General features: G+C 59.8%; 10 protein-coding genes. 3 read left to right on the top strand and 7 right to left on the bottom strand.

The genetic code is table 11. The features are described 5' to 3' along the window. The first annotated feature begins 211 nt into the window (after positions 1 to 211). The gene (locus tag CKW32_RS18775) at positions 212 to 1,210 is read left to right on the top strand and encodes an AraC family transcriptional regulator (RefSeq protein ID WP_095185675.1); all 999 of its coding nucleotides are present in this window, start codon (positions 212 to 214) and stop codon (positions 1,208 to 1,210) included. A gap of 138 nt (positions 1,211 to 1,348) precedes the next feature. On the opposite strand, the gene CKW32_RS18780 is transcribed toward CKW32_RS18775, so the two are convergent. Genes CKW32_RS18780 through CKW32_RS18790 form a run of 3 tightly spaced genes read right to left on the bottom strand, consistent with a single transcriptional unit; the run spans position 1,349 to position 3,696 of the window. Next, positions 1,349 to 2,695 carry an ATP-binding protein gene (locus tag CKW32_RS18780; protein WP_032886789.1) on the bottom strand — a complete coding sequence of 449 codons (1,347 nt, stop codon included), beginning with the start codon at positions 2,693 to 2,695 and terminating at the stop codon, positions 1,349 to 1,351. After that, positions 2,692 to 3,369 carry a response regulator gene (locus CKW32_RS18785; RefSeq protein ID WP_032886788.1) on the bottom strand — a complete coding sequence of 226 codons (678 nt, stop codon included), beginning with the start codon at positions 3,367 to 3,369 and terminating at the stop codon, positions 2,692 to 2,694. Before CKW32_RS18785 ends, CKW32_RS18780 begins: the two co-directional genes overlap by 4 nt. 18 nt (positions 3,370 to 3,387) lie before the next feature. Next, complete coding sequence (locus tag CKW32_RS18790; protein WP_032886787.1) at positions 3,388 to 3,696, bottom strand: hypothetical protein; 309 nt, start codon at positions 3,694 to 3,696, stop codon at positions 3,388 to 3,390. A gap of 125 nt (positions 3,697 to 3,821) precedes the next feature. Here CKW32_RS18790 and CKW32_RS18795 point away from each other — a divergent pair, with 125 nt between their 5' ends. Then, a complete protein-coding gene (locus tag CKW32_RS18795) occupies positions 3,822 to 4,538 on the top strand; it encodes a 4'-phosphopantetheinyl transferase (protein ID WP_095185676.1) in 717 nt (238 codons plus the stop codon). Positions 4,539 to 4,542: 4 nt separating this feature from the next. On the opposite strand, the gene CKW32_RS18800 is transcribed toward CKW32_RS18795, so the two are convergent. Next, positions 4,543 to 6,153, bottom strand: a complete 1,611-nt coding sequence (locus CKW32_RS18800) for an ATP-binding protein (RefSeq protein ID WP_032886785.1) — start codon at positions 6,151 to 6,153, stop codon at positions 4,543 to 4,545. After that, positions 6,150 to 6,875, bottom strand: a complete 726-nt coding sequence (locus CKW32_RS18805; protein ID WP_095185677.1) for a response regulator — start codon at positions 6,873 to 6,875, stop codon at positions 6,150 to 6,152. Before CKW32_RS18805 ends, CKW32_RS18800 begins: the two co-directional genes overlap by 4 nt. A gap of 715 nt (positions 6,876 to 7,590) precedes the next feature. On the opposite strand from CKW32_RS18805, the gene CKW32_RS18810 reads away from it, so the two are divergent. Further along, the gene (locus tag CKW32_RS18810; protein ID WP_032886782.1) at positions 7,591 to 10,485 is read left to right on the top strand and encodes a ribonucleoside-diphosphate reductase subunit alpha; all 2,895 of its coding nucleotides are present in this window, start codon (positions 7,591 to 7,593) and stop codon (positions 10,483 to 10,485) included. Between the two features lie 184 nt (positions 10,486 to 10,669). Here the strand turns inward: CKW32_RS18810 and flgE are convergent, their stop codons facing one another. Continuing rightward, entirely contained in the window at positions 10,670 to 11,974 is a 1,305-nt protein-coding gene (gene flgE / locus CKW32_RS18815; RefSeq protein ID WP_095185678.1) for a flagellar hook protein FlgE, read from the bottom strand. 31 nt (positions 11,975 to 12,005) lie between these two features. After that, positions 12,006 to 12,725: a flagellar hook assembly protein FlgD gene (flgD, locus tag CKW32_RS18820; RefSeq protein WP_032886778.1), complete on the bottom strand. Its 720-nt coding sequence runs from the start codon at positions 12,723 to 12,725 to the stop codon at positions 12,006 to 12,008. Positions 12,726 to 12,732 lie beyond the last annotated feature (7 nt).

A 12,732-nucleotide genomic window follows, 5' to 3' on the forward strand; every position in this document is an offset into this window, starting at 1 on the left:
CCTTATCGCAAACGCCGTGCCACTTTGCTCAAAAGCCCTAAAGGCCTTTAGGCATCAGGGCTGATCGTTTTCAGACGCCTCGCCAGGCGCCAAATCGGTTGGCGAATTTCCGCCACCGCACCCAATCGCGTCCTACAATTTGGCGGATATCCGCCTTGTCGCCTTGCCAGGTGCTGACTACCATCCGCCATTCCATGGACGAGGGCCCCGCATGCGTGAACGCACCATCGCCAGTCACTACGCACGGGCCGCCCTGGGCGGAGCGCGTCGGGCCGGTTACGATTATTCGGGCCTGCTGCAACAGTTGGGCATCACCCCCGAGCAGTTGACTGAACCTCGCGCCCGCATTGCGCCGGAGCAATTTACCCGGTTGCTCCAGATGCTTTGGCTGGCGTTGGACGACGAATACCTGGGCTTTGCCGACGGTCCGAGCAAACGTGGCACTTTCGCCATGATGTGCCATGCGTTGATCCACTGCCGCACGCTGGAGAAAGCCCTGGAACGCGGCTTATTATTTTATAGCCTATTCCCACAAGGCCCGCGTTGGCAGCTCACACGGGAAGGCGAAATGGCCCGCCTGAGCCTGGATGACTCCCAACTGTGGGACCCGGATCACTTCCTCAGCGAATGCCTGCTGGTGATCTGGCACCGCCTGGGCAGTTGGCTGATCGGCCAGCGCATCCGACTGCACCAGGCCACGTTCAGCTACCCGATGCCGGCCCACTCCAGCGAATATGACCTGCTGTTTCCCTGCGACCGGGTGTTCGGTTCGCCGAACAGTAGCCTGGTGTTCCCTGCCCGCTACCTGAACATGCCGCTGCTGCAGGATGAGCGCACCCTCAAGCACTTTCTGGAGCGCTCTCCCGCTGACCTGCTGTCACGCCCGGATGAAGGCGATAGCTTGAGCAGTCAGTTGCGACGCCTACTGAGCCGCGATCGCACGCCGTGGCCGGACCTGGAAGCCGTCGCTCAGCACTTGCACATCAGCCCACAAACCCTTCGCAGGCATTTGCGCGAAGAAGGCACCAGCTTTCAGGCGCTCAAAGATGAGTTGCGGCGGGACATCGCCATCTACTATCTGGGACGGGCGGATTTGTCGTTGCAGGAGATTGCCGAGCAGTTGGGATTTTCCGAACCGTCGGCATTTCATCGGGCGTTCAAGAAGTGGACAGGGTTAACGCCGGGGGCCTATCGCGCACGGGTGAGTTAGAGAGGCGTTGTGTGTGAGGGCCTCATCGGGGGCAAGCCCCCTCCCACCTTTGACTGCCTTTACAAAGTTTGATGCTTGAATAAATTCAAAATGCGGGAGAGGGCTTGCCCCCGATAGGGCCAGCCCAGCCAGTGAAGATCACACAGATGGAAAGTGGATCTTGAACGCCGCGCCACCCAGCGGTGAATCTCCCAGGGTCAGTCGCGCGCCGTAGCTTTCTATGATGTCCTTGACCACCGCCAACCCAATCCCCTGCCCCGGATGCTGGCGGTCCAGCCGCTCGCCCCGTTGCAAAATCCGCGCGCGCTGATCTGGCGGCACGCCTGGTCCGTCATCTTCTATGCACAACTCAATGCCTTCGAGGTTCTCGACCAGACTAACTCGCACTTCACTCAGGCACAGCCGATAGGCGTTTTCCAGCAGGTTGCCGAGCAATTCGAGCAAGGCACCCTTCTCGATCGGCACATCGCAGGCGTGCGGCAGTTCAAAGGACACCCTGACCCCCTTGTCGCGGTAGACCTTGCCCAAGGTATCGCACAGGCTTTGCAGCACCGGTTCCAGGCGCACTTGATGGCGCACCAGCCCGCTTTTGCGCAAACTGGCGCGCTGCAACTGGTAGCTGATCTGCTGGCTCATGCGTTCGATCTGCGATTGCAGCACCCAGGCCTGATCGCGGTCTTCCGGGCGCTTGGCCATGTCTTCACTCACGCCTTGCAACACGGCGAGCGGGGTTTTCAGGCTGTGAGCCAAGTCATCGAGGGAGTCGCGGTATCGCGTACGTTGTTCACGCTCACTGTGCAGCAAGCGGTTGAGGGAGCCGGTAAGGCGCAGCAATTCACGTGGGTGTTGTTCGGACAGGCTTTCGCGGGTGCCGCCTTCGATCTGGTCAAGCTCCTGACTCAGCCGCCGCAGGGCTTGAAGGCCCCAGGTCAGGCCCAGCCACAGCAACGTCAGCAGCACCAGCAACGCCGCGCCGAAGCCCAAGTAGAGGTTTTCGCGCAGGCCTTCTAGGGTCAGCTGGTATTCGCGCACCGGTTGCAGGGCGACGATACTGAACGCCGCGCTCTTGCCGCCGAGCAGCTTGACCTCCACGTCATAGACGAAGAACTCCTGGCCGTCCGCTTCGCGAATCCTGGCGAATTCATTGCCTCGCCCGTCATAGCGCGGCTTGTAGTTGATGTTTTCTTCCCGGGTAGCCCGCGAGCGCCACACCAAGTGGCCTTCGCGGTCGTAGATATAGCCGAGCAGACGGCTATCGGTCAGGTTGAAACGTTCGTCCGGCAACTGCGCAGGCATCAGCAGGCGGTTGTTTTCGACCCGCGCGGCGGAGATCAGCGTCGTCACGTCCGACGCCAGGCGCTGTTCGATGGAATCCTGCAACGCCAGACTGAAAGCGCCCTGCATGGCCGGCAACAAGCCCAGCATGAACAACACGGCCAGGGTCGCTGCCGCCAGCATCAAACGCACACGTAACGAGCGGATCAACGGCAGCGCTCATTGAACAGGTAGCCCAGGCCACGCACGGTGTCGATCGGCTTGAACCCTGTGGGGCCTTCCAGCTTGCGGCGCAGGCGGCCGACCAAGACTTCAATGACGTTTGGATCGCGCTCGTCGTCGTCGGGGTAAAGCTGTTCCATCAAGCGGTCTTTGGCGACAACTTGCTGGTGATGGCGCATCAGGTATTCAAGGATGCGGTATTCGTAGGCGGTCAGCGCCAGGGGCTGTTCGTCGAGGGACGCTTGCTTGCGGTTGAGGTCCAGCAGCAAGGGCCCGGCAACGATAGTCGATTGGGTGAACCCGCTGGAGCGGCGCAGCAAGGCGTTCATGCGCGCCTCCAGCTCTTCGAACTGGAATGGTTTGACCACGTAGTCGTCAGCGCCGGCGGCCAGGCCTTCGACCTTGTCCTGCCAGTTGCCACGCGCGGTGAGGATTAGGATCGGAAACGTTTTGGCCTGGCTGCGCAGTTGGCGGATCAGGTCCAGGCCGCCCATGCCGGGCAGGCCCAGGTCGATAATCGCCAGGTCATGGTTGAATTGACCGACCTGGTAAAGCGCCTCTTCGGCGTTGGCCACAGCTTCGACCACGTGGCCGCTGTCGGTCAGGCGGGTAAACAGGTGATGACGCAGCAGCGCCTCATCTTCCACCACCAGCAATTTCATAAGGCTCTCCAAAGCAAATCAACTGTCCGACAGGGGGACATCATAGCGGCCCTGCAGGTCTTGCGGGCGCAGTTTAATGCCATTGAACTGGCCACTCAGGTGCGCGTAACCGGTGCGGTAGGCTGGCTGTGGGGTAGCAAGGCCCAGGGACTGGCCCCAAGGCGTAGGCTGACTGCTCGCGTCTTCGAAACTGACACGTTGAATCAAGGTGCTGGTTTTCTTGGTTTTCTCGCGACCGAATGCGGCAAAGTCACCATCAGAGGCCTGGACCCCTGCGGTGGCACTGAGCATGGTCAACGCCAACATCAGCTTTTTGATCGCAGTCATGGTGTTACCTCATACGCGTTTGGCTGTTGAGGTCAGCCTACGCAAAAGCCCCTGAACTCCCCCTGAACAGGCGGTGCGCCGCAGCGGGCTATCCTCTGGCGCCTCAACTCGGCAAAATACCGCCCATGAATCTTCTGCCCGCTTGCTGCACACCACTCGACGCCCATTGGCCACTGCCCGAACCATTACCGGGAACAGTGTTTCTCGGCACTCACTTCGACCCGGCATTGTTGGCAGCCGGTGATTTCCAACGCTGTGCAGTGCCCGCACCGGCGAGCATCCAGCGCTCAGTGGCCAAGCGCCAAGCCGAGTTTCTGGCCGGTCGCCTGTGCGCCCGCGCCGCTCTGCAACACCTCGATCAGCTTGACTGCATCCCGGCTATCGGCGAAGACCGTGCACCGGTCTGGCCCGCGCACATCAGTGGCTCGATCACACACAGCACCGGGCATGCCGCGGCGATTGTCGGGTACAAGGCGCAATGGCGCGGGTTGGGGATGGACCTGGAGAATGTACTCACGCTGGAGCGCGCGGAGCGTCTGGCCGGGGAAATTCTGACAGCCGACGAGCTGCAGCGTATGGGCGGTGTGGCGCGAGAGCAGATTGCCCTGCTGGTGACGCTGACGTTTTCGGTCAAAGAGAGCCTGTTCAAGGCGCTTTACCCGATTGTGCACAAGCGCTTCTATTTTGAGCATGCCGAGGTGGTGGAGTGGACCGAGGCCGGGCATATAAAGCTGCGGCTGCTGACTGACTTGTCGGATGAGTGGTGCCATGGCAAAGAGTTGGTTGGGCAGTTTGCGGTGAATGATGGGCAGCTCTTGAGCCTCGTGAGCATCAGCGCCTGATAGGTCAGGTTTTATCCTGCCCCCTCGGCCAACTCAAACTGAAACACGCCCCACCCAGGTTGTTGCTCTTGCTGATCAATGCGCGCCCGCCGTGCCAATAGATGATCCGCCGTACAATCGACAAGCCCAGGCCATGGCCCCCGGACGCTCGGGTGCGGCTGTCGTCGAGCCGCAGGAAGGGCGTAAAAATACGCTCCCAGGCGTTTTCCGGCACACCGGGGCCATCGTCCTCGACATCGATTCGACAGCGCACCTGACCCACCTGATAACTGATCAGCACTTGGCTCTGCGCGTGGCGCATGGCATTGCTCACCAGATTTTGCAGGGCACGGTGTAAATAGCGGGGTTCGGCGTCGACCCAGGCGTTATCCCAGTGGGCCGATGACAAGCAGATACCCCGCGCCACAGTCACCTGTGGGCGCAGTGGCGATAATTCGCCAATCACCTGATCAAGCAACGCATCAAGGTCCACTCGCTGAAAACTCAGCTCGGGTGCGCCCTGCTCCAGCCTTGCGTAGGTGAGCATTTCATCCACCAGGCCATCGAGGTCCTGGATATCGCTGTCCATGCCTTCCAGGTACTTGCGCCGGGCCTCTGGGGTAGCAGCGTCGCCGATCATCTCCAATCCGAAGCGCAGGCGCGCTACCGGCGTGCGCAGTTCGTGGGACACCGCACGTACCAGTTCGCGCTGGATCGCCAGCAATTGCTGCAAGTGCTCGGCCATGCCATTGAAGGCCGCGGCGAGGCGACCCACCGAGTCCGCTCCCCGGGCCGGCACGCGCACTTCCAGATTGCCCTTGGCAATACGTGTCGCGGCCGCCTCCAGGCCACGCAGCCGGCGCTCAAGCTGACGCACCAGCAGATAGACGATCAAGCCGATCAAGGTCAGGCCAATCAAAGCAATCAGGACCAGCCACTGCACCGGGTACGGGTTCATTTGATACAGCGGACCGAGTTCCAGCACCCAGGGCGTACCGACGATGCCAGAGAACACGCGGATCGAGTCGCCACCCTTGCCCAGGGCCATCACCGTATCGCCCTCCGACACGCGGCGGCGCTGGTCGTCGTCCATATCGGCCTGGTCGAGGGTCATCAGGTGCATTTCGAACCCAAAGCCCTTGGCTTCTTTTATATCCGCCAACCTTTGCGGCTGCTCGGCCACGGGGAAGCGCACCAATTCGTCAGCCAGCAGGTAAATGGTCGCACGGGCCAGTTGTTCGCTGATCTGCTGCACCTCCCCCGTCAGCACCCACTGCTCTTTATCGCTGACCAGGCGCAGAACACGGGCGGCGTGAGGGCCGGTCTGCTGCACCAGAACCTGGCCGCGTTGAAGGCTGTTGCGCTGGCTGAGGTCCAACTGCGCGTCGGTGAGGCTGCGCAGTTCCAGGGGGATCCCCAGCAAGCGCTCCCACACCGCCAAGGCACGTTGGCGTTCGATAGCGCTCATGGGTTGCAGGTTGTCGCCCATCAAGGCAAAGGTGCCATGGGCGAGGCGCTCGCGGTATTGGCCGCTGCGCACCTCGTTAAGCAGGTGCAAGGCCAGTACGCCCAACAGCGCCACCAGGATGAGGGCCGCGCACATGCCGCCGTAGATACGCAGGAAGATCGAGTTCACAGCGACATATCGGCGGCGGCTTCAGGGACGAATAAGTAGCCTTTGCTACGAATGGTCTTGATCAGACGCGGATGGATCGGATCGTCGCCGATTTTCGGGCGAATTCGTGAGATGCGTACATCGATGGACCGGTCTTGGCCGTCATAGCCGATACCGCGCAGGGCGATAAAGATTTCTTCGCGGGACAGGATGCGCCCGGCATTCGCCACCAGCAGCCACAGCAGGTCAAATTCAGCGCTGGTCAGTTCAATACTGCCGCCGTGCAGCCAGGCTTCGCGCAGGGCGTTGTCTACCACCAACGGGCCGAATTCCAGGCGGCGCTGGTTTTCTACCGTTGCGGATTCGGCGGGCTCACTGCGCCGCAGCAGCGCCTGGATACGCGCCAGCAACAGCCGGGGGCGCACGGGTTTGCATACGTAGTCGTCGGCGCCCATGTCCAGGCCCAGCACCTGGTCCATGTCGTCGGTGCGCGCGGTAAGCATGAGGATCACGCCCTCGTAGCGCTCGCGCACCTTGCGGCAGATGCTCAGGCCATCTTCGCCGGGCAGCATCAGGTCGAGGATCACCAGGTCTGGTTGCTCGGCGATGATACGCGCTGCGGCCTGGGCGCCATCGCCTTCAACCGAAACACGCAGGCCGTTGCTTTCCAGGTACTCACGGGTCAATTCGGCCAATCGCTCGTCGTCCTCGACGATCAGGATTTGCCAGGCTTCTTGCTCCATGCGCTACCTCGATTCTAATTATTGTCATGTACGGGAAGCACAATACTGCCTCTATTGAAGGCCGATTGTAGCCATGCCCCAACCCTGGAACACAAGCCGGTAAATCCATTCGGTGATCGCGTTTTTTTGTGGTAGGGTTCGCGCCCTCAAAAATCCAACCGGCTGTTTTTATATTGGAATATTCGGTGACAAACGGCCGAATCCAGCAGTACTGCGGCCTACACGGGCGTTCCACGTTTCATACACATTTTACCCACAGCGTTATCCACAGGTCGTGCGTTGCTAAGCCCCCCAAAACGCATTATCTTGTACCTCGGCGCTAAAAAAACCCTACATGTAGGGTTTTGAGCGAAAAGACCCAACACAAGTCAGACAAGAAACTCAAGCCCTTTCTTGCTCCTGTTTGGTCGAACCCAAGCATTTTTTGAAAGCCCAAACCGCTCAAGCGGATGGCAGCCGTTTTCAAGCTCCAATAGCAGAAAACGGTACGGGTGTTGCAGTGCTTGAACCTGGCAACTGTCACCCACCAGGAATACGGCCAAGGGCATTAAAGCCCCGAACCGAAGACTTCGGCATGGAAGCGGCGCGAACAGCCCCCCTTCCTCCTGTCCCGAAGTTGTTATGCCAGGCCAACGCCTGCTGTAAGTGCTTCAGGACGGAACGGTGGGCACCGTGATGGTGCCCAAATAAATATAGAATGTGGAGACAACCCCCCATGCAAACCGACACAACTCGCGAGAACCCGCAGGGCTCCGTGCCGCTGGCAGCAGATTCGAATATGGATCTGTCCGCCACTGCACCAGGGCAACTGCGCGTGATCAAGCGTAACGGCACTGTCGTTCCTTACACCGATGACAAAATCACCGTCGCTATCACCAAAGCGTTTCTTGCAGTTGAAGGCGGCACCGCTGCCGCTTCGTCGCGCATCCACGACACCGTTGCCCGCCTGACCGAACAAGTCACCGCGACCTTCAAACGTCGTATGCCGTCGGGCGGCACTATCCACATCGAAGAAATCCAGGACCAGGTCGAACTGGCCCTGATGCGTGCCGGCGAGCAAAAAGTTGCGCGCGACTACGTGATCTACCGTGACGCCCGCTCCAAAGAGCGCGCCGTGCGCTCCCCGGCCGAAGAAGCCGCCGTACAAGCTCACCCGTCGATCCGTATCACCCTGGCCGACGGTACGTTTGCACCGCTGGACCTGGGCCGCCTGAACACCATCATCACCGAGGCCTGCGAAGGCCTGGAAGAAGTCGACGGTGACCTGATCCAGCGCGAAACCCTGAAGAACCTGTACGACGGCGTGGCCCTGACCGACGTCAACACCGCCCTGGTGATGACCGCCCGTACCCTGGTTGAACGCGAGCCGAACTACTCGTTCGTGACCGCGCGCCTGCTGATGGACACCCTGCGTGCCGAAGGCCTGGGCTTCCTGGGCGTGGCCGACAGCGCCACCCACCACGAAATGGCTGACCTGTACGCCAAGGCCCTGCCTGCCTACGTCGCCAAGGGTATCGAGTTCGAATTGCTGAACCCAATCCTGGCCACTTTCGACCTGGAAAAACTCGGCAAGGCGATCAATCACGAGCGCGACCAGCAGTTCACTTACCTGGGCCTGCAAACCCTGTACGACCGTTACTTCATCCACAAGGACGGTATCCGCTTCGAACTGCCGCAAGTGTTCTTCATGCGCGTGGCCATGGGCCTGGCGATCGAAGAGAAACACAAAGAAGACCGTGCGATCGAGTTCTACAACCTGCTGTCGTCCTTCGACTACATGTCGTCGACCCCGACGCTGTTCAACGCCGGCACCCTGCGTCCACAGCTGTCGAGCTGCTACCTGACCACCGTGCCGGATGACCTGTCGGGCATCTACCACGCGATCCACGACAACGCCATGTTGTCCAAATTCGCAGGCGGCCTGGGCAACGACTGGACTCCGGTGCGGGCCTTGGGTTCGTACATCAAGGGCACCAACGGCAAGTCCCAGGGCGTCGTACCGTTCCTGAAAGTCGTGAACGACACCGCGGTAGCGGTCAACCAGGGCGGCAAGCGCAAAGGCGCTGTGTGTGCCTACCTGGAAACCTGGCACATGGACATTGAAGAGTTCATCGAGCTGCGCAAGAACACAGGTGATGATCGTCGTCGTACCCACGACATGAACACCGCCAACTGGATCCCTGACCTGTTCATGAAGCGTGTCTTCGATGACGGCCCGTGGACCCTGTTCTCGCCATCCGAAGTGCCGGACCTGCACGACCTGACCGGCAAGGCTTTCGAAGAACGCTACGAGTATTACGAAGCCCTGTCCCAGTACCCAGGCAAGATCAAGCTGTTCAAGACCATCCAGGCCAAAGACCTGTGGCGCAAGATGCTGTCCATGCTGTTCGAAACCGGCCACCCATGGCTGACCTTCAAGGACCCATGCAACCTGCGCAGCCCGCAGCAGCACGTGGGCGTGGTTCACAGCTCGAACCTGTGCACCGAGATCACCTTGAACACCAACAAGGACGAGATCGCCGTTTGCAACCTGGGTTCGATCAACCTGCCGAACCACATCGTCAACGGCAAGCTGGACACTGCCAAGCTGGAGCGCACCGTCAACACCGCAGTTCGCATGCTCGATAACGTAATCGACATCAACTACTACTCGGTGCCACAGGCGCAGAACTCCAACTTCAAGCACCGCCCGGTTGGCCTGGGCATCATGGGCTTCCAGGACGCGCTTTACCTGCAGCACATCCCTTACGGTTCGGATGCAGCGGTCGAGTTCGCCGACAAGTCCATGGAAGCGGTCAGCTACTACGCGATCCAGGCTTCCTGCGACCTGGCCGACGAGCGCGGTGCCTACGAGACGTTCCAGGGTTCGCTGTGGTCCAAAGGCATCCTGCCGCTGGACTCGCAACAGATCCTGATCGAGCAACGTGGCCAGAAGTACATTGATGTTGACCTGGAAGAATCCCTGGACTGGGCGCCGGTACGTGCCCGCGTGCAGAAAGGTATTCGTAACTCCAACATCATGGCCATCGCACCGACTGCGACCATCGCCAACATCACCGGCGTGTCCCAGTCGATCGAACCGACCTACCAGAACCTGTATGTGAAATCGAACCTGTCGGGCGAATTCACCGTGATCAACCCGTACCTGGTTCGCGACCTCAAGGCTCGCGACCTGTGGGACTCGGTCATGATCAACGACCTGAAGTACTATGACGGTTCCGTGCAGCAGATCGAGCGCATCCCGCAAGAACTCAAAGAGCTCTACGCGACCGCCTTCGAAGTGGACACCAAGTGGATCGTTGACGCCGCCAGCCGTCGTCAGAAGTGGATCGACCAGGCTCAGTCCCTGAACCTGTACATCGCTGGCGCTTCGGGCAAGAAGCTGGACGTGACCTACCGCATGGCTTGGTACCGTGGCCTGAAAACCACTTACTACCTCCGTGCCCTGGCCGCAACCAGCACCGAGAAGTCGACCATCAACACCGGTAAGCTGAACGCTGTATCCAGCGGCAACCATGGTGATGACTCGGTACTCGCTGCTCCAGCCGGTCCGGCACCCGTGCCAAAGGCCTGCGCGATTGATGAGCCGGATTGCGAAGCTTGCCAATAAGCTGAGCAGGTAAGCGCCCAATAGCGCTTACTCGAAACCCCCGATCAACCCTCTGGGCTGGTCGGGGGTTTTCTTTTGCCTGCGGTTTGATCGCTCTCACGCGTGGGGACCGTTTCAAACACACTTTTCTTACATCCACAAAAAAGCCCCTCTCACGAGGGGCTTCTTGTGGAGCATTACCGCATCAGGTCATCTGAATGATGGTCTGCATGATGGTGCTCTGGGTGGAGATGGTCTTGGCGTTCGCCTGATAGTTGCTCTGGGCCTTGATCAGGTCTACCAGCTCGTTGGTCAGGTTGACGTTGGAGTTCTCCAGGGAGTTGGCCACAATCGAACCCAGGGTCCCGGATTGCGGGGTGTCGTAACCCGGCTGGCCCGAGGAGAAGGTCTCTCTCCAAGCGGTACTACCCGCAGGCTGCAGGCCCTGTTCGTTGTTGAAGCTGGCCAGGGAGATCTGGCCAATGGCCTTGCTCTGCTGGTTGCTGAACGTGGCGAACATGACACCGTTGCCGTCGATTTTCAGGCCGGTGATCTGGCCGGTGGCGTAGCCGTCGGTAGTCGGTGGGTTGCGGTAGCTGGCAGAGTTGTACTGGGTGATATTGCCCATATTCACGGCAATTGGCCCGGCGGTCGCTTCGTTTGGCGTCCAATTGCCATCGGTCACCGATCCTGGGACCCAGCCAGTGAGCGTCAATGTCTTGCTGCTCACGCCACCGGTAACAACATCTTTAAGCTTACCGGCACCATCAAAAGTGATGGTCGATGGCACAGGTGCAGTGGTGCCGGTCGTTGTCGGCTTGGAACCATCCAGGTTACGACCATCGATCAACGTGTAGGCATTCCATTCGTTGGCGTCGGTTTTCACCATGTACTGCACCATGGCGTGCGAGTTGCCTTGGGAGTCGTACAAGGTGGTGCTGTACTGAGTGGTAAAGGTGGTGGTGTCGCTTGGGTCGAACGGCTTGTCGGTCTGATTGATCACCGGCTCCGACGAGTTCAGGTTACTGGTGGAATCCACTTTGGTGGACGCCTTCGGCGGCAGGTAAGACAAGTTCAGTTGCAGGTCGGTCAAGCCACCCTTGATGATCTTGCCGTCTTCATCCGCTGCGTAGCCTTGCAGGCGCGAGGTGCCGGTGTTGTTGGTGATATAGCCGTCTTTGTCGGCACGGAACGCACCACTACGGGTGTATTCCAGCGAACCGTCGCTGCCCTTCTGCACGAAGAAGCCACCGCCCTGGATCGCCATGTCCAGCACGCCGCCGCTGTTGTTGACGTCACCTTGGGTGAACTGCTGGGACACCGCCGCCAGGTTCACACCATTGCCGATGCTGTTCTGGCCGGTGCCCAATTTGGACGCGGCGTAGATGTCGGCGAATTCCGCACGGGACGACTTGAAGCCAGTGGTCGCGACGTTGGCGATGTTGTTGCCAGTCACGTCCAATTGTTTGTTGGCCGCATAGAGGCCGCTAAGGCCGATATTAAAAGACATGTTTCTCTCCCTCTGCCGTAGTTAGCCGGCTCTATGTACCGATAGTCTGAATTTGCGACAGCTTGACGCTGCCCATGCCACCCGCAAGGTTCAGCAGCATCTCGCCACCGGTCTTGCTCAAAGTCACGCTGGTCACCGTTGCCGGCAACGAAGTGGCCAGGGCCACTGAATCGCCCGCGTCATTCTTGGTCGTAGCCGCGAAGGTGTAGGTGCCCGCTGGAGCCACCTCACCCGCATCGTTCTTGCCATCCCAGATGAAGCTCGCGGTGCCGGCGCTCTGGGCACCCATATCAATGGTGCGCACCAAGTTGCCATCTTTGTCTGTGATCTTGATGGCGACGTTGCCGGTGGCTGCAGTCACAGCTACCGAACCGTTCATGCTCTTGCTCGTATCCACCAGGGCCTTGTCGGTCTGGGTGATGATCGAACGCCCAACCAGCGACGAAGCCTGCAGCGCCTGGGAGGAGCTAAAGTTGCTGGAAATTGCATTCACCGAGTCGTTGAGGGTGTTGATGCCTTCCAGGCTGCTGAACTGGGCCAGTTGGGCCACAAATGCACCGTTGTCCTGAGGCGACAGCGGGTCTTGGTTTTTCAGCTGGGTGACGAGCAGCTGCAGGAATGCATCTTTACCCAACGACTGATTGCCGGTAGCAGCAGCAGCCGTACTCGCGACATTGTTTGTTGCAGTGCTGACCTTGGAATTGAAAAGGTCCTGGACTGCCGAATTAGTAGACGTATCAACGATGGCCATTATTTGG

Source organism: Pseudomonas sp. Irchel 3H9 (genome assembly GCF_900187495.1).
Taxonomy (GTDB): domain Bacteria; phylum Pseudomonadota; class Gammaproteobacteria; order Pseudomonadales; family Pseudomonadaceae; genus Aquipseudomonas; species Aquipseudomonas sivasensis.